Source organism: Dietzia sp. 179-F 9C3 NHS (genome assembly GCF_045369825.1).
In the GTDB taxonomy this organism is placed as follows: Bacteria; Actinomycetota; Actinomycetes; order Mycobacteriales; family Mycobacteriaceae; genus Dietzia.
In genome coordinates, this window is sequence record NZ_JBIQES010000001.1 from 271,420 (window position 1) to 288,908 (window position 17,489).

The window sequence follows — 17,489 nt, forward strand, 5'->3', positions numbered from 1 at the left end:
GCGGCGACCGGGCACCGATCCCGCTCGCCGCCCGTCCGGTAGCGTCGCCGCCATGAGTTCGCAGGAACCCGCCACCGGGGGAGCGGGCGTACGCGCCGGCGTGCCGCGGTGGCTGTACGTCGTGGCCCCACTCGTCCTCGTCGTGGGCCTGGCCCTCGCGGTGGTCGGCTGGATGCTCTACTCGGACGCCCGGGCGGAGTCGGACGTCGCCGCCCAGCGGGACGAGGTCACGGATGTGGCCTCGCAGGTGATCATCAACGCCTTCAGCTTCGACCACCGCAACGTGGACCAGTCCCTGGAGAACCTGTCCGGCGTGTCCACCGGCGACTTCCTCGCCGAGCAGGAGCAGTGGTCGGCCGAGGTGCGGGATCGCGTCGTGGAACAGAAGGCCGTGACCACCGCCACCGTCTCCAACACCGCGGTGTCCGCGCTCGACCTCGACGCCGGCGAGGCGTCCGTCCTCGTCGTCTTCACCGCCCACTCCGAGCGCGAGGGCCAGGACACCATCACGGGCCGCCAGGCCATGCGCGTGGACCTGCTCCGAGTGGAGGACGCCTGGAAGGCGTCCGCGGTCGAGCAGGTGGGTGTGACGGTGCCCGTCGGCGAGTCGAGCCGATCCGTGCAGGAGCTGCAGGATCCGGGAGCCGGCTCCGGCCCGGCCGAGGACGCGGACCCGGCCGAGGACGCCGGGGGAGCGGACGAGCCCACCGAGCCCGCGCCGTCGCGCGGCGGACGCTGAGGAAGGCGGGAACAGCCGATGCCCCCTATCAAGAGGAACCAGAAGCCGGCCACGCCGCCCCGCCGCCGGGTCGCCGGGCGGCCCGCCGGCACGCCCACCGGACCGGCCGACACCGCCGGGCAGCCGGCCCGCGGGGCCCGGCGGGAGCCCGCGGGCGCGGAGGCGGGACCCGCCGTCGGCGGCCACCCGCCTGGGGCTCCGACCACCCGGGAGGCGGGGGAGCGGCGGGGCCGGGGTCTGCCCGTCGGTCTGGTGCTCGCGGTCCTCGCCGTCGTCGTGGGCGTGGTGGCCGGGGCGGCGGGGATCACCGGCATCGTGCTCGCGCGGACCGGCGACGACACGCCCAACCGGGCGTTCGTGGACCGGGGGGCCACCGACGAGGTGCTCACCGCGGCCTCCACCAACGTCCAGCGCCTCGTGTCGATCGACCACGAGGAGCTCGACGCCTACCACGACTCCCTCGACGAGTTCCTCACCCCGGACCTCGTGGCCAAGCTCGACGAGAACTGGGCGACGCTCAAGGACACCTACGAACAGACCGAGACCGAGGTCGACGCCCAGGTGCGCGAGGCGGGCGTGACGCACCTGTCCGGCGACAGCGCCGAAGTGCTGCTCGTGCAGGACGTCTCGATGACCCGCGGGGGCCAGGCGGCCGGCAGCACGATCGGCACCTACCTCGTCGGCCTCGACCGGATCGACGGCGTCTGGAAGCTCTCGAGGATCCCCGACCTGCCCTCCTGACACCCGGTTCGCGGGACACGATCCCGGCGGTTCCGCCACAAATCCTTGACGAACGGCGCGAGAGGCGTCACTCTTTAGGTGCGTCGGGCAGGTCACAACGCCCGAGACGCGTCGCCCCGGCGATCGGGGGCCGAGGAGGGGATCCCCGGAGGGATCACCCACGAGGGCCGCCAGCGCAGAGGTCGGGACCGACGCGCGCACACGCGCACAGCCTCCGGGGCGCCGCCCCGTCGACGGCTGGACTTCCGCGCCGCCATCACGTAGATTCGGACGTTGCGCTGGCTGCTATTTGCCCTCTCGTCCGTCCCGTGACGGCTCGTCCCCGGCCTCCCGTCGGGTCTTCAACGAGCTCTCACACCTCTCGGACCTGGGGCGATACCCGTCGGCGGACCGCTCGCAGATACATCTGTGGTCGCCGTCCGAGGCGATCACGTGAGGTGCTGGAAGGACCCATCTTGGCAGTCTCCCGCCAGACCACGTCAGTCTCCACCGTCCCCGGTGCGCCCAGGAGGGTCTCGTTCGCGAAGCTCTCCGAGCCGCTGCCGGTTCCGGGACTGCTCGACCTCCAGACGGAGTCGTTCGAGTGGTTCATCGGATCGGACGCGTGGACCCAGGAGGCCGCCGCGCGCGGCGTCACCAACCTCGAGGGGGGCCTGGAGGCGATCCTCAAGGAGATCTCCCCGATCGAGGACTTCTCCGGCTCCATGTCGCTCTCCTTCTCGGAGCCGTACTTCGAAGAGGTCAAGGCGTCCATCGAGGACTGCCGCGAGAAGGACCGCACCTACGAGGCGCCGCTGTTCGTCACGGCGGAGTTCGAGAACACGGAGACGGGCGAGATCAAGTCGCAGACCGTCTTCATGGGTGACTTCCCGATGATGACCGACAAGGGCACGTTCATCATCAACGGCACCGAGCGCGTCGTCGTCTCGCAGCTCGTTCGTTCGCCGGGCGTGTACTTCGACCGGTCGCGCGACAAGTCCACGGAGAAGGACGTCCACTCCGTCAAGGTGATCCCGTCTCGCGGCGCGTGGCTCGAGTTCGACGTGGACAAGCGCGACACGGTCGGCGTCCGTATCGACCGCAAGCGTCGCCAGTCCGTCACCGTGCTCCTCAAGGCGCTCGGCTGGACCACCACCGAGATCAAGGAGCGCTACGGCTTCTCCGAGATCATGATGTCCACCCTCGAGAAGGACACGGTCGAGGACACCGACCAGGCGCTGCTCGAGATCTACCGCAAGCTCCGTCCGGGCGAGCCGCCGACCCGCGAGTCGGCCGAGGCGCTGCTCGACAACCTGTTCTTCAAGGAGAAGCGCTACGACCTGGCCCGCGTCGGCCGCTACAAGGTCAACCGCAAGCTCGGGCTGCCGGACCCCGAGGGCGACGCCACCACCACGCTCACGCGTGAGGACATCGCCGCGACCATCGAGTACCTGGTGCGTCTGCACGCGGGGGAGACCTCGATGCAGGTCGAGGGCGGACGCGAGGTGCCGGTCGAGGTCGACGACATCGACCACTTCGGCAACCGCCGCCTGCGCACCGTCGGCGAGCTCATCCAGAACCAGGTCCGCGTGGGCCTGTCCCGGATGGAGCGCGTCGTGCGCGAGCGCATGACCACGCAGGACTCCGAGGCCATCACCCCGCAGTCCCTCATCAACATCCGGCCCATCACGGCGGCACTCAAGGAGTTCTTCGGGACCTCCCAGATGTCGCAGTTCATGGACCAGAACAACCCGCTGTCGGGCCTCACGCACAAGCGTCGCCTCTCGGCGCTCGGGCCCGGCGGCCTCTCGCGTGAGCGCGCCGGCCTCGAGGTCCGCGACGTCCACGCCTCGCACTACGGCCGCATGTGCCCGATCGAGACCCCCGAGGGCCCGAACATCGGCCTCATCGGCTCGCTCTCGGTATACGCGCGGATCAACCCGTTCGGCTTCATCGAGACCCCGTACCGTCGGGTCGTCGACGGCATGGTCACGGACGAGGTGGACTACCTCACCGCCGACGAGGAGGACCGCCACGTCGTGGCACAGGCGAACTCCACGCTGACCGACGACATGCGGTTCGCCCACGAGACCGTCCTCGTGCGCAAACGCCACGGCGACGTCGAGCGGGTCCCTGCCGACGAGGTCGACTACATGGACGTCTCGCCGCGCCAGATGGTCTCCGTGGCCACCGCGATGATCCCGTTCCTCGAGCACGACGACGCCAACCGTGCCCTCATGGGTGCCAACATGCAGCGCCAGGCGGTGCCGCTGGTCCGCTCGGAGGCCCCGCTCGTGGGCACCGGCATGGAGCTGCGTGCCGCCGTCGACGCCGGCGACGTCATCGTCAACGGCTCGGCGGGCGTCGTGGAGGAGGTCTCGGCCGACTTCATCACCGTCATGGACGACGACGGGGGCCGCCAGACCTACCGCCTGGCCAAGTTCGCGCGCTCCAACCAGGGCACGTGCGCCAACCAGAAGCCGATCGTGGACGAGGGGCAGCGCGTCGAGGCGGGCCAGGTGCTGGCCGACGGGCCGAGCACCGAGGACGGCGAGATGGCGCTCGGTAAGAACCTCCTCGTGGCGATCATGCCGTGGGAGGGCCACAACTACGAGGACGCCATCATCCTCTCGCAGCGTCTCGTGGAGGAGGACGTGCTCACGTCCATCCACATCGAGGAGCACGAGATCGACGCCCGCGACACCAAGCTGGGCGCCGAGGAGATCACCCGCGACATCCCCAACGTCTCCGACGAGGTCCTTGCGGACCTCGACGACCGCGGCATCGTGCGCATCGGCGCCGAGGTCCGCGACGGCGACGTGCTGGTCGGCAAGGTCACGCCCAAGGGCGAGACCGAGCTGACCCCCGAGGAGCGCCTGCTCCGCGCGATCTTCGGCGAGAAGGCGCGCGAGGTGCGCGACACCTCCCTCAAGGTGCCGCACGGCGAGTCCGGCAAGGTGATCGGCGTCCGCGTGTTCTCGCGCGAGGACGACGACGATGACCTGCCACCCGGCGTCAACGAGTTGGTCCGCGTGTACGTGGCGCAGAAGCGCAAGATCCAGGACGGCGACAAGCTCGCCGGCCGCCACGGCAACAAGGGCGTCATCGGCAAGATCCTCCCGCAGGAGGACATGCCGTTCCTGCCCGACGGCACGCCGGTCGACATCATCCTCAACACGCACGGCATCCCGCGTCGTATGAACATCGGCCAGATCATGGAGACCCACCTCGGCTGGCTGGCCAAGGCCGGCTGGGAGGTCCCCAAGGAGGCCGACGGCTCGATGCCGGAGTGGGCGCAGCAGCTGCCGGAGCAGCTCCACCGCGTGGAGGCCGACACCAACACGGCGACCCCCGTGTTCGACGGCGCGTCGGACGACGAGATCACCGGGTTGCTCGGCTGCACGCTGCCCAACCGCGACGGCGAGCGCATGGTGGCCGGCGACGGCAAGGCCACGCTCATCGACGGCCGGTCGGGTGAGCCGTTCCCGTACCCGGTGTCCGTGGGTTACATGTACATCCTCAAGCTGCACCACTTGGTGGACGACAAGATCCACGCTCGCTCGACGGGTCCGTACTCGATGATCACCCAGCAGCCGCTCGGCGGTAAGGCCCAGTTCGGTGGCCAGCGCTTCGGTGAGATGGAGTGCTGGGCGATGCAGGCCTACGGCGCCGCGTACACCCTGCAGGAGCTGCTCACGATCAAGTCCGACGACGTCGTGGGCCGCGTCAAGGTGTACGAGGCGATCGTCAAGGGCGAGAACATCCCCGAGCCCGGCATCCCGGAGTCGTTCAAGGTGCTGCTCAAGGAGCTGCAGTCGCTGTGCCTCAACGTCGAGGTGCTCTCCAGTGACGGCCAGGCCGTCTCGCTCGGCGAGGGTGCCGAGGACGACGACCTCGACCGCACCGCCGCGAACCTCGGGATCAACCTGTCCCGCGACGAGTCCTCGGCGGCCGACGAGCTGGCCCAGTAGTAGGCGGCGGGGGCGCCCGGCGCCCCTGCCCGCACCCGCAGAATTTCAGTTCCACCATGGCGGGCCCCACACCGGCCCCACCGCCCCCGAGGGGCCCGCCACCATCCCACCCGGGAAAGGACGCCTACGTGCAGGACGTCAACTACTTCGACGAGCTGGTCATCAGCCTCGCCACCGCCGAGGACATCCGTAACTGGTCCTACGGCGAGGTCAAGAAGCCGGAGACCATCAACTACCGCACCCTCAAGCCGGAGAAGGAGGGCCTGTTCTGCGAGAAGATCTTCGGCCCCACCCGGGACTGGGAGTGCTACTGCGGCAAGTACAAGCGCGTGCGCTTCAAGGGGATCATCTGTGAGCGCTGTGGCGTCGAGGTGACCCGCGCCAAGGTGCGCCGCGAGCGGATGGGCCACATCGAGCTCGCCGCCCCGGTCACGCACATCTGGTACTTCAAGGGTGTGCCGTCGCGCCTGGGCTACCTGCTCGACATCGCGCCCAAGGACCTCGACAAGATCATCTACTTCGCGGCCTACGTCATCACGGAGGTCGACGACGAGCTGCGCCACAACGAGCTGAGCACCCTCGAGGCGCAGATGCTCGAGGAGCGCAAGATCATCGAGGACGAGCGCGACTCGGATATCGAGGCGCGCGCCAAGAAGCTCGAGGCCGATCTCGCCGAGCTCGAGGCCGAGGGCGCCAAGGCCGACGCGCGCCGCAAGGTCAAGGACGGCGGCGAGAAGGAGATGAAGAAGCTCCGCGAGGCCGCCCAGCGCGAGCTGGACCGCCTCGAGGAGATCTGGAACACCTTCACCAAGCTGGAGCCCAACCAGATCGTCGTCGACGAGAGCATCTACCGCGAGCTCGACGACCGCTTCGGGGAGTACTTCTCCGGCGGCATGGGCGCCGAGGCGATCCAGGCACTGCTGGAGAACTTCGACCTCGACGCCGAGGCCGAGTCCCTGCGCGAGGTGATCCGTAACGGCAAGGGCCAGAAGAAGATCCGTGCCCTCAAGCGCCTCAAGGTGGTCTCCGCCTTCCTGCAGTCGGGCAACAACCCGGCCGCGATGGTGCTCGGGGCCGTCCCGGTGATCCCGCCGGAGCTGCGTCCGATGGTCCAGCTCGACGGTGGCCGCTTCGCCACCTCGGACCTCAATGACCTGTACCGTCGCGTCATCAACCGGAACAACCGCCTCAAGCGGCTGATGGACCTCGGCGCGCCCGAGATCATCGTCAACAACGAGAAGCGGATGCTCCAGGAGTCCGTCGACGCGCTGTTCGACAACGGTCGCCGCGGCCGGCCCGTCACGGGCCCGGGCAACCGCCCGCTCAAGTCGCTCTCGGACCTCCTCAAGGGCAAGCAGGGCCGGTTCCGCCAGAACCTGCTCGGCAAGCGCGTCGACTACTCGGGTCGCTCCGTGATCGTCGTGGGTCCGCAGCTCCAGCTGCACCAGTGCGGCCTGCCCAAGCTCATGGCGCTCGAGCTGTTCAAGCCGTTCGTCATGAAGCGTCTCGTGGACCTCAACCACGCGCAGAACATCAAGTCCGCCAAGCGCATGGTCGAGCGTCAGCGCGACCAGGTGTGGGACGTGCTCGAAGAGGTCATCGCCGAGCACCCGGTGATGCTCAACCGCGCGCCCACGCTGCACCGCCTCGGTATCCAGGCGTTCGAGCCGCAGCTCGTCGAGGGCAAGGCCATCCAGCTCCACCCGCTGGTGTGTGAGGCGTTCAACGCCGACTTCGACGGCGACCAGATGGCCGTGCACCTCCCGCTGTCCGCGGAGGCGCAGGCCGAGGCCCGCATCCTCATGCTGGCCTCGAACAACATCCTCTCGCCCGCCTCGGGGCGCCCACTGGCCATGCCGCGACTGGACATGGTCACCGGGCTGTACTACCTGACCCGGGGCGACGAGGGCGCGACCGGCGAGTACACCGAGGCCGCGACGGACGCGCCGGCCACCGGCGTGTACTCGACCCCGGCCGAGGCCATCATGGCCGTCGATCTGGGTCTGCTCGACATCCACGCCACCATCCGGGTGCGGATGACGCAGCAGCGTCCGACCGCCGAGGTCGAGGCCGAGCAGTTCCCCGAGGGCTGGACCCCCGGCCAGGAGTGGACCTGCGAGACCACGCTCGGCCGCGTGCTGTTCAACGAGCTGCTCCCGGTGGACTACCCGTTCGTCAACGAGCAGATGCCCAAGAAGCGTCAGGCCGTGATCATCAACGACCTGGCCGAGCGCTACCCGATGGTCGTCGTGGCGCAGACCGTGGACAAGCTCAAGGACGCGGGCTTCTACTGGGCCACCCGCTCGGGTGTCACCATCGCCATGTCCGACGTGCTCGTGCCGCCGCAGAAGCAGGAGATCCTGTCGTCCTACGACGCCAAGGCCAGCCGCCTGGAGTCGCAGTTCTCGCTCGGCAAGATCACCGACGAGGAGCGCAAGGCCGACCTGGTCAAGCTGTGGCAGGAGGCCACGGAGGAGATCGGGCAGGCCATGGAGGCCCACTACCCGGACACCAACCCGATCCCGACGATCGTCAAGTCGGGCGCGGCGGGCAACATGGTCCAGATCCGCTCGCTGGCCGGCATGAAGGGCCTGGTGACGCGCCCGAACGGCGAGTTCATCCCGCAGCCCGTCAAGTCGTCGTTCCGCGAGGGCCTGACGGTGCTCGAGTACTTCATGAACACGCACGGTGCGCGTAAGGGTCTGGCCGACACGGCGCTCCGTACGGCCGACTCGGGCTACCTCACGCGTCGTCTGGTGGACGTGTCGCAGGACGTCATCGTCCGCGAGACCGACTGTGGCACCACCAAGGGCATCGAGACGGTCATCGCCCGGCCCGTCGTGGACGCCCAGGGCGTGCCGACCGGTGCGCTCGAGCGCGACGAGCACGTCGAGACCTCGACGTTCGCGCGCACGCTCGCGGAGGACGCGCTCGACGCTTCCGGCGAGGTGATCGTGGCCGCCGGGACCGATCTCGGCGACCCGACCATCGAGGCGCTCATCGCCGCCGGCGTGGAGAAGGTCAAGGTCCGTTCGGTCCTCACCTGCACCACCGGCACCGGCGTGTGCGCGACCTGTTACGGCCGCTCCATGGCGACCGGCCAGCTCGTGGACATCGGCGAGGCCGTCGGCATCGTCGCCGCCCAGTCCATCGGTGAGCCCGGTACGCAGCTCACGATGCGCACCTTCCACCAGGGTGGCGTCGGTGACGACATCACCGGTGGTCTGCCGCGCGTCCAGGAGCTCTTCGAGGCCCGCGTTCCCAAGGGTAAGGCGCCCATCGCCGAGGAGGCGGGCCGTATCCGCCTCGAGGAGGAGGAGCGGTTCTACACGATCACGATCGTGCCGGACAACGGCGCGGACGAGATCGTCTACGAGAAGCTCTCCAAGCGTCAGGGCCTTGCCTACATGGACCTCGAGGACGGCTCGTCCCGGCCGCTGGTCGACGGCGACCACGTCGAGCGCGGCCAGGCCCTGCTCGAGGGTCCGGCGGACCCGCACGAGGTGCTGGCGATCCTCGGTCCGAACGGGGTTCAGAAGCATCTCGTGGACGAGGTGCAGAAGGTCTACCGCTCGCAGGGTGTGTCGATCCACGACAAGCACATCGAGGTGATCGTCCGCCAGATGATGCGCCGCGTCGCGATCAACGAGTCCAACAGCACCGAGTTCCTGCCCGGTGCCCTGGTCGAGCGCGCCGAGCTCACCGCCGAGAACAAGCGGGTCCTCACCGAGGGCGGCTCGCCGGCCTCGGCCCGCCCGGTGCTCATGGGCATCACCAAGGCCTCGCTCGCCACGGACTCGTGGCTCTCGGCGGCCTCCTTCCAGGAGACCACCCGCGTGCTCACCGACGCCGCGATCAACAAGCGTTCGGACAAGCTCGTGGGTCTCAAGGAGAACGTCATCATCGGTAAGCTCATCCCGGCCGGCACCGGAATCAACCGGTACCGCAACGCCACGGTCGAGCCCACCGAGGAGGCCCGCGCTGCCGCGTACTCCATCCCGGACTACGGCGACGGCTTCTACGGCCCGGACGACGGCTTCGGCGACACCACCGGTGCGTCGGTCCGCCTGGACGACCTGGGTTACTGATCGCCGGAGCGGGCGCCAGCGCCCCGCGCCTGCCGGCCCGGCATCGCCCCCGGACCCCCGCCCGCCTCGCGCGGGCGGGGGTCCGGCCGATTTCGGACCACCGTCCGGCCCCGCCCATCCCTATGCTGCTCACGTGGACACCACCAGCCCCGGTACCCGCGGAACCGGCCTCACGGGCGGATCGACCTCCCGGTACACGCGGGCGGCGTCGTCGTCACCACCCCCTTCGCCGAGCGGAGGGACGCCTCGATCGCGGCGGAGATCGACCCCGACTCACGTCGCCACTCGTGCTCACCCGCCGTCGCCGGGAGCTGCAGCGCCGCGGTGACCTGCCAGATCGTTTCCCGTCCTGAACGTGTTCTAGACTTGCACAGATGTGCCCGGGGCGCCGCGTGCGCGGACGGCGCCGAGCCCGAGAAGGCGGAAGGAGGAGATCGAACGGTGCGGATAGCGTTGCTCTCCTACAGGAGTAAGCCCCACGGCGGTGGGCAGGGTGTCTACGTCCGGCACCTGAGCCGCGAGCTGGCGGCGCTCGGCCACACCGTCGAGGTCTTCTCCGGCCAGCCCTACCCGGAACTCGACCCGGGCCCCACGCTCACCAAGATCCCCAGCCTCGACCTGTACAACGACGCCGACCCGTTCCGCACCCCGCACCCGCGCGAGATCCGCGACTGGATCGACGTGCTCGAGGTGATCACCATGTGGTCGGCCGGGTTCCCGGAGCCACGCACCTTCAGCCTCCGTGCGGCGCGCGAGTTGACAAAGCGCCTCGGCGACTTCGACGTGGTTCACGACAACCAGTGCCTCGGCTCCGGGCTGCTCACGCTCGAGGAGGCGGGCTTCCCGGTGGTGGCCACCGTGCACCACCCCATTACGCGCGACCGCGAGCTGGCGATGGCCGAGGCGCCGCTGCGCAAGAAGATCACCACCTGGCGCTGGTTCGGGTTCCTCGGCATGCAGAAGCGGGTCTCGCGCAAGCTCGAGGAGATCATCACGGTCTCGAGCAACTCGGCCGCCGACATCGCGAGCGACTTCGGTGTGGACCCGGACCGGATCGTCACCATCCCGCTGGGCGTGGACACCGACCGCTTCCACGCCGGGCGCGAGCGCGAGCCCGGTCGCCTGGTCTGTGTGGCCAGCGCCGACCAGCCGCTCAAGGGCGTCCCGGTCCTGCTGCGCGCGCTGGCCAGGGTGCGCGAGGAGCACCCCGGCGTGCGGCTCACGCTGGTGTCCAAGCTCAAGGAGAAGGGCGAGGCCGCCAAGCTGCTGGACACCCTCCGCCTGCGGGACGCCGTGGACCTGGTGTCGGGGGTGGATGACGACGAGTTGGCCGATCTGGTCGGCTCGGCCGAGATCGCGGTGGTGCCGAGTATGTACGAGGGGTTCTCGCTGCCGGCGGTGGAGGCGATGTCGAGTGGCTGCGCCCTCGTCGCCAGCCGCGCCGGTGCGTTGCCCGAGGTGGTGGGGACCGACGACTCGGCGGCGCGGCTTGTGGAGCCCGGCGACGTCGACGCCCTGGCCCGCGAGATCTCGGCTCTGCTGGCTGATCCCGGCGAGCGCCGACGCCTGTCCGAGGGCGGCCGGGCGCGCGTCATGGAGCGCTACAGTTGGGCGGCCGTGGCCCGCCGGACCGTCGAGGTGTACCAGACCGCCATCGCTCGGGTCCGCGGCGAGGCTCTGCCGGACCTCACCGCCGGCCCGGTGATCGGGCCGGACCAGGCCGAGATCGACGAGCACCTCGCCGACGAGACCGTCACCGACGACGAGGCCGGTACCCTCCCGGGGTCCGGCCGGCACGACATCCGTGAGCAGGAGGACGCCGCATGCTGACCGTGGACTTCGACCGTCTGGGTGTACGCCCGGGCATGCGGGCCATCGACGTGGGGGCCGGGATGGGCCGACACACGTTCGAGCTCTACAGGCGTGGCGCCGACGTCACCGCCTTCGACCAGAACGCCGACGAGATGCGCCAGGTGGGCGAGATGCTCGAGGCGATGGAGGAGGTCGGCGAAGGCCTACCGGAGTCCAAGGGCGAGGCGCTCGTCGGCGACGCGCTCAACATGCCGTACGAGGACGGGACCTTCGATCTCGTGCTGATCTCCGAGGTGCTGGAGCACGTGCCGGAGGACACCAGGGCGATCTCCGAGCTCGTGCGCATCCTCAAGCCGGGCGGGCTCGCCGCCGTGACGGTGCCGCGCGAGTGGCCCGAGAAGCTGTGCTGGAAGCTCTCGGACGACTACCACTCGAACCCGGGCGGCCACTGCCGCATCTACACGGCCGAGGAGCTGGGCTACAAGCTCCGCGCCGCGGGCCTCGAGGTGACGGGCACCGGCTTCGCCCACGCGCTGCACGCCCCGTACTGGTGGCTCAAGTGCGCGGTGGGCACGGAGAACGACGACCACCCGCTGCCCAAGGCGTATCACAAGCTCCTGGTGTGGGACCTCATGAAGGGCCCGTGGGTGACGCGCACGGCCGAGAAGCTGCTCAACCCCGTGATGGGCAAGTCGATCGTGTTCTACCTGCGCAAGCCCGAGAGCGCGGGGGTCTGACGCCCGTGGCTGCTCCGACCACCGGGGACCTCCGCGCCCGTCTCGTGCCCAGCGTCCCGGGTGTGCTGTCCGAGGATGCCGTCCGCGCCTCCGGCGCCTGGATCGCGTCCGTTCAGAAGCCCAGCGGCGAGATCCCCTGGTTCACGGGCGGGCACACCGATCCGTGGGACCACGTCGAGTCCGCCATGGGCCTGTCCGTGGCCGGCCAGTGGGAGGCCGCCGAACGCGCCTACGGGTTCCTGCGCGACACGCAGCGCGCGGACGGCTCGTGGCCGATCCGCTGGCAGGACGGCGTGGTGGAGAACGACGAGACGGACTCCAACTTCTGCGCCTACGTCGCCGTCGGCGTGTGGCACCACCACCTCGTCACCGGCCGCCCGGGCTTCCTCGAGTCGATGTGGGACACGGTGCGCCGTGCGCTCGATCTGGTGCTGCTCTTCCAGGGCCCCGAGGGCCAGATGTGGTGGGGCGCGGGGGACAAGGGCTTCTGCGAGGAGGCCCTCATCACCGGCTCGTCGAGCATCCACCACGCGCTGCGGTGCGGGGTGGCGATCGCCGAGGAGCTCGGCGAGACCGCGCCGGACTGGGACGCGGCCGCCGACCGTCTGGGCCACGCGCTGCGCGCGCACCCCGAACTGTTCCTGCCCAAGCCCGAGTTCTCCATGGACTGGTACTACCCGGTTCTCGGCGGCGTCATGGTGGGCGAGCAGGCGGCCGAGCGGCTGGCCTCCCGCTGGGATGACTTCGTGGTGGAGGGCCTGGGCATCCGCTGCGTGGACCACCGGCCGTGGGTGACCGGCGCCGAGACGTGCGAGCTCGTGCTCTCGCTCGAGGCGGCGGGGCTGCACGAGCAGGCGCTCGAGCAGTTCACCAACATGCAGCACCTGCGCGACGCGGACGGCTCGTACTGGACCGGCCTCGTCTACGCAGACGGCAAGCGCTGGCCGGTGGAGCTGAGCACGTGGACGGCGGCGGCGATGCTGCTCGCGGCCGATGCGCTCTCGCGGACCACGCCGGGTAACGAGATCTTCCGCTACGTCTCCGACCACACCATGCAGCGACTGCAGTCGCTGCCGGGCGACCCCGCGGCCTGCGAGGGCGTCGACTGTCGCTGACGCGAGCGGCCCCGTCCCCGCGGCACGCGCACAACCACAAATCGGCGACCCTGCTGATGCGTCGGCGACTCCCACATGGGCTGCCGATACGCCGGCAGGGTCGCCGATTTTCGGGGGATGGTGGTGCTGTCCGCGGTGCGGTGCGCTAATCTCGGGACACCACCGCTGGACACCTGTCTGGTCACGTGTCGGGCGCACGAGGAGCACGCATGGAATTCGGTCTCACCCTGTTCACCAGCGACCGCGGGATCCGCCCCGCCACGGCCGCCGCGGCCGCCGAGCGAGCGGGGTTCTCGGCGTTCTACGTCCCCGAGCACACCCACATCCCCGTCCGGCGCGAGGCCGCCCACCCGGGGACCGGGGGCGCGGAGCTGCCCGACGAGCGGTATTGCCGCACCCTGGACCCGTGGGTGTCGTTGGCGGCGGCGTCGGCCGTGACGACGACGATCCGCCTCGGCACCGCCGTGGCCATCCCCGTGGAGAGCGACCCGATCACCCTCGCCAAGACCATCGCCTCGGTGGACCACCTGTCGGACGGCCGGACGGTTCTCGGCGTGGGCTTCGCCTGGAACCTCGACGAGCTGGCCGATCACGACGTACCGCCGGCGCGCCGTCGCACCATGCTCCGCGAGTACCTCGAGGCCATGCGCGCGCTGTGGACCCAGGAGGAGGCCGAGTTCCACGGCGAGTTCGTGGACTTCGGCCCGAGCTGGGCGTGGCCCAAGACCGCGCGCACGCCCGGGCCGCTGACACTCGTGGGCGGGGCGGGCACGGAGAAGAACCTCACGTGGATCGTCCGCAGCGCCGACGGCTGGATGACCACCCCCATCTCGACTGGCATCAACGAGAGCGTGCGTCGGCTTCGCGAACTGTGGGCCGAAGCGGGCCGGGAGGGCGCGCCCTACGTCGTGGTGCTCGACGGCAAGCCGGACCCGGAGAAGATCGCGTGGTACCGCGACCTCGGAGTGGACGAGCTCGTCTACGGCACGCCGGACCGGTCGGAGGAGGAGGTGCTCGCCTACATCGAGCGCCTGGCGGGAAAGCTCGGGCTGCAGCCACAGGACTGAGGACACCGCTACCGTCGGGGTATGAGCCCCATCAAGAACACCGCCCCCGTCGCCGTCATCACCGGAGCCGGCGGCGGCCTCGGCGCGGCGACCGCCGAGCTGTACGCCAGCCGCGGTTGGGCCGTTGTCGCCGTCGACCTCACCGCCCCCGCCGACCGTGCCGGGATCACGGGCGTGGCCGCCGACGTCACCGATTCCGCCTCGCTGGCCGCCCTCGCCGACCGCGTCCGGGACGAGCACGGCCGGCTCGACGCGGTGATCACCTTCGCCGGCGTTCTCGGGATCGGCCCGCTCGGCGAGCTGGACCCGGACCGCGTGCAGCAGGTCATCGACGTCAACGTCATGGGTACCGTCCGCACCGTCCACGCGTTGTTCGACCTGCTCCGCGGGAGCGGCGGCCGGGTCGTGCTCATCAGCTCGGAGACCGGCCCACAGCACGCCATGCCCATGAACGGCGCCTATGCCATGAGCAAGCACGCGATCGAGGCCTACGGCGACTCGTTGCGCCGCGAGCTCATGTTCCTCGGCCTCGACGTGGTGCTGGTCCAGCCCGGCCCGTTCCGCACCGGCATGACCGCCTCGATCCTGCGCCGCTTCCAGGAGTCCACCCGGCCCGGGTCGCCGTTCGCCGCCATGGCCGCCGTGATGGGCGAGCTGGCGGCGGGGGAGGACGACAAGGCGGCCGATCCCCGGACCCTGGCCGAGGCGGTGTGGACCGCCGGGACCACCTCGCGGCCCCGCCACCGCTACGCGGTGAAGTGGGACGTGAGCCGGCGCGTCATGGACTGGCTGCCCGTGTCGCTCGTGGACCGGGCGCTCCGGATGGCGCTCGGCGGGAAGATCGACGCCAAGGCCGCGGAGCTGCGCCGCGACGCAAACGCCGCCGTCACCGCCGAGGACGCGGAGGTCCGGTCGTGAGCAACCTCGAACCCCACCCCGAGGAGATGGAGTGCGAGGCCGGCGGCTCGCCCGACCCGCAGGGGCGTGGCGGCGCGGCTGTGGAGATCATCACCTCTCGCGACGTCCCGCTCGGTGGCCCCCGGGCCATGTCGGTCAAGCGCACGCTCCCGCAGCGCAAGCGCTCGCTCATCGGCGCCTGGTGCTTCGTCGACCACTACGGGCCCGACGACGTCTCGGTGAGCGGCGGCATGGACGTGGCCCCGCACCCGCACACCGGCCTGCAGACCGTGAGCTGGCTGTTCGAGGGCAACGTCACCCACCACGACTCCGGCGACAACCACGCGGTGGTCCGCCCCGGCGAGGTCAACCTCATGACCGCCGGCGCCGGCATCTGCCACTCCGAGGTCTCCACGCAGAACACCACCGTCCTGCACGGCGTGCAGCTGTGGACCGTGCTGCCCGACGCCGTCCGGGAGAGCACCGGGCGGAGGTTCGACCACCACGTACCCGAGCCGGTGGAGTTCCCCGGCGGCTCGGCGCTCGTGTTCCTGGGTAGTCTGCTCGGTTCGTCGTCACCGGTCCCCACCTTCTCCCCGCTGCTCGGCGCCGAGCTGCGGCTCGACCCCGGCGCCGAGCTCGCCCTCGACGTGGACCCCGCCTACGAGCACGGACTGCTCGTGGACTCCGGCGACGTGACCCTCGAGGGCGTCGTGGTGGAGCCCACCGCGCTGGCCTACACCGGCGTCGGCGAGGAACAGCTCACGGTGCGCAACACCGGCTCCACTCCCGCGCGGTGCATCCTCATCGGCGGAGAGCCCTTCGGCGAGGAGATCGTCATGTGGTGGAACTTCATCGGCCGCACCCACGACGAGATCGCCCACTACCGCGACCAGTGGCAGGCCGAGGCCGAGCGCTTCGGCGCCGTCGACGGCTACATCGGCCACGACCCGGCCGGGCTCACCCGGCTGCCCGCGCCCACCCTTCCCGGCACCGTGCTCAAGCCGCGCGTCAACCCCGAACCCAAGGCCCGGACCGACTGACGAGAGGACCGCCATGGCCCAGTACACCGACACGAACGGCACCGCCGCGGCCGTGGACCACGGGGGTGGCAACTGACGTGGGCGTGCCGAACATCGCCCGCGGGGCCGTCTACAAGCCGCTCGTACGCTCCGCGTTGGCCTCGCGGGAGGCCTCGGAGGAGGCGGGCCTCGACGAGGGGCTGATCGAGCTGATCAACGTGCGGGTCTCGCAGATCAACGGCTGCGCCGCCTGCCTGGACGCGCACGTGCCCGCCGCCCGGAATGCAGGGGTGTCGCAGGACCGGCTCGACATGCTCCCGGCCTGGCGGGAGATCGCGGCCTACACCGACGAGGAACGGGCCGCGCTGCGCCTGGCCGAGGCGCTCACCCGGCTCGAGGACGTGGCCGAGCTCGAGGCCGCCCAGGAGGCGGCCGCCGAGGTGTTCTCCGACGAGCAACTCACCGCGATCGAGTGGACGATCGTGCTCATCAACGCGTTCAACCGCGTATCCATCGCGAGCCGGCACCGGGTGCGGCTCGACGACTGAGCGGGCGTGCCGTTCAGGGCATCGGGGCGCCGACCTCGCCCTTGACCCGCCGCAGCACGCGCAGGGAGTCCACGGCCTTGACCTCGGTGAACTGGCCCGAATCGAGCGCGCGGCAGTAGATCTCGTACGGCGGGCGGCCGCCATCGGCCGGGTCCGGGAACACGTCGTGGATGAGCAGGACGCCGCCGATCGCGACCCACGGGGCCCAGCCCTCGTAGTCGGCCTGCGCCGCCTCCGAGGAGTGGCCGCCGTCGATGAAGACGAACGAGGCGGGCGTCCCCCAGATCCGCGCCACCTGGCGGGAGGTGCCGACCGCGGCGGTCACCACGTCGTCCAGGCCCGCGTCCCAGATCGTGTGCCGGAACTGCCCGAGTGTCTCCAACCGGCCCGTGTGCGGATCGACAAGCGAGGAATCGTGGTACTCCCAGCCCGGCTGGTGCTCCTCCGAGCCGCGGTGGTGGTCCACGGTGACGATGCTGCCCCCGGTCACCCGGGCCGCCGCGCCGAGGAAGACGGTCGAGCGGCCGCAGTACGTGCCGATCTCCACGCCCACGCCCTCGCCCAGGTACTCGCAGGCGATCTCGTACAGCGTCACGCCCTCCTCGAGGGGCATGAAGCCGGGAGCGCCGAGCGCGACGCTGAGCAGGGTGGGGTCCAGTTCCGGAGCGGTCATGGGGAACAACCTATCGGTCAGCGGTGGGGAGGCGGTCGCCGGGAGTGCCCGGCGTGGATGGAGAGTGTCGGCCGTCGCGCGCCCGTGGTTGCACCCGGGT

At 70.4% G+C, this 17,489-nt stretch carries 12 protein-coding genes; 11 read left to right on the plus strand and 1 reads right to left on the minus strand.

Annotation, left to right across the window (positions count from 1 at the left end; translation table 11 throughout):
• The first annotated feature begins 52 nt into the window (after positions 1-52).
• The 11 genes from ACH0BZ_RS01320 to ACH0BZ_RS01370 all read left to right on the plus strand — a co-directional run bounded on the left by ACH0BZ_RS01320 (position 53) and on the right by ACH0BZ_RS01370 (position 16,716).
• On the plus strand, positions 53-739 hold the full coding sequence (locus ACH0BZ_RS01320; RefSeq protein WP_406896058.1) for a hypothetical protein: 687 nt from the start codon (positions 53-55) through the stop codon (positions 737-739).
• An 18-nt stretch (positions 740-757) separates the two neighbouring features.
• The gene (locus ACH0BZ_RS01325) at positions 758-1,480 is read left to right on the plus strand and encodes a hypothetical protein (RefSeq protein ID WP_406896059.1); all 723 of its coding nucleotides are present in this window, start codon (positions 758-760) and stop codon (positions 1,478-1,480) included.
• A 437-nt stretch (positions 1,481-1,917) separates the two neighbouring features.
• A complete protein-coding gene (locus ACH0BZ_RS01330) occupies positions 1,918-5,430 on the plus strand; it encodes a DNA-directed RNA polymerase subunit beta (protein WP_406896060.1) in 3,513 nt (1,170 codons plus the stop codon).
• A 128-nt stretch (positions 5,431-5,558) separates the two neighbouring features.
• Positions 5,559-9,518, plus strand: a complete 3,960-nt coding sequence (locus ACH0BZ_RS01335) for a DNA-directed RNA polymerase subunit beta' (RefSeq protein WP_406896061.1) — start codon at positions 5,559-5,561, stop codon at positions 9,516-9,518.
• A 441-nt stretch (positions 9,519-9,959) separates the two neighbouring features.
• Positions 9,960-11,348, plus strand: coding sequence for a glycosyltransferase family 4 protein (locus ACH0BZ_RS01340; protein WP_406896062.1), 1,389 nt, complete (start codon positions 9,960-9,962; stop codon positions 11,346-11,348).
• On the plus strand, positions 11,342-12,067 hold the full coding sequence (locus ACH0BZ_RS01345) for a class I SAM-dependent methyltransferase (RefSeq protein WP_406896063.1): 726 nt from the start codon (positions 11,342-11,344) through the stop codon (positions 12,065-12,067). Before ACH0BZ_RS01340 ends, ACH0BZ_RS01345 begins: the two co-directional genes overlap by 7 nt.
• Before the next feature lie 5 nt (positions 12,068-12,072).
• Positions 12,073-13,182, plus strand: coding sequence for a prenyltransferase (locus ACH0BZ_RS01350; protein WP_406896064.1), 1,110 nt, complete (start codon positions 12,073-12,075; stop codon positions 13,180-13,182).
• A 209-nt stretch (positions 13,183-13,391) separates the two neighbouring features.
• Positions 13,392-14,249: an LLM class F420-dependent oxidoreductase gene (locus tag ACH0BZ_RS01355; protein WP_406896065.1), complete on the plus strand. Its 858-nt coding sequence runs from the start codon at positions 13,392-13,394 to the stop codon at positions 14,247-14,249.
• 21 nt (positions 14,250-14,270) lie between these two features.
• Positions 14,271-15,167: an SDR family NAD(P)-dependent oxidoreductase gene (locus tag ACH0BZ_RS01360; protein WP_406896066.1), complete on the plus strand. Its 897-nt coding sequence runs from the start codon at positions 14,271-14,273 to the stop codon at positions 15,165-15,167.
• On the plus strand, positions 15,164-16,189 hold the full coding sequence (locus ACH0BZ_RS01365) for a pirin family protein (protein ID WP_406896067.1): 1,026 nt from the start codon (positions 15,164-15,166) through the stop codon (positions 16,187-16,189). The genes ACH0BZ_RS01360 and ACH0BZ_RS01365 overlap by 4 nt, the downstream gene beginning before the upstream one ends.
• 65 nt (positions 16,190-16,254) lie before the next feature.
• Complete coding sequence (locus ACH0BZ_RS01370; protein ID WP_406896068.1) at positions 16,255-16,716, plus strand: carboxymuconolactone decarboxylase family protein; 462 nt, start codon at positions 16,255-16,257, stop codon at positions 16,714-16,716.
• 13 nt (positions 16,717-16,729) lie between these two features.
• Here ACH0BZ_RS01370 and ACH0BZ_RS01375 read toward each other — a convergent pair whose 3' ends face one another.
• Complete coding sequence (locus ACH0BZ_RS01375) at positions 16,730-17,389, minus strand: class I SAM-dependent methyltransferase (RefSeq protein WP_406896070.1); 660 nt, start codon at positions 17,387-17,389, stop codon at positions 16,730-16,732.
• Between the last annotated feature and the right edge of the window lie 100 nt (positions 17,390-17,489).

Bases quoted from the DNA above. Each gene is read 5' to 3' on its own strand.
- ACH0BZ_RS01320 (WP_406896058.1), top strand. From the start codon at position 53: ATGAGTTCGCAGGAACCCGCCACCGGGGGAGCGGGCGTACGCGCCGGC.
- ACH0BZ_RS01325 (WP_406896059.1), top strand. From the start codon at position 758: ATGCCCCCTATCAAGAGGAACCAGAAGCCGGCCACGCCGCCCCGCCGC.
- ACH0BZ_RS01345 (WP_406896063.1), top strand. From the start codon at position 11,342: ATGCTGACCGTGGACTTCGACCGTCTGGGTGTACGCCCGGGCATGCGG.
- ACH0BZ_RS01355 (WP_406896065.1), top strand. From the start codon at position 13,392: ATGGAATTCGGTCTCACCCTGTTCACCAGCGACCGCGGGATCCGCCCC.
- ACH0BZ_RS01360 (WP_406896066.1), top strand. From the start codon at position 14,271: ATGAGCCCCATCAAGAACACCGCCCCCGTCGCCGTCATCACCGGAGCC.
- ACH0BZ_RS01375 (WP_406896070.1), bottom strand. From the start codon at position 17,389: ATGACCGCTCCGGAACTGGACCCCACCCTGCTCAGCGTCGCGCTCGGC.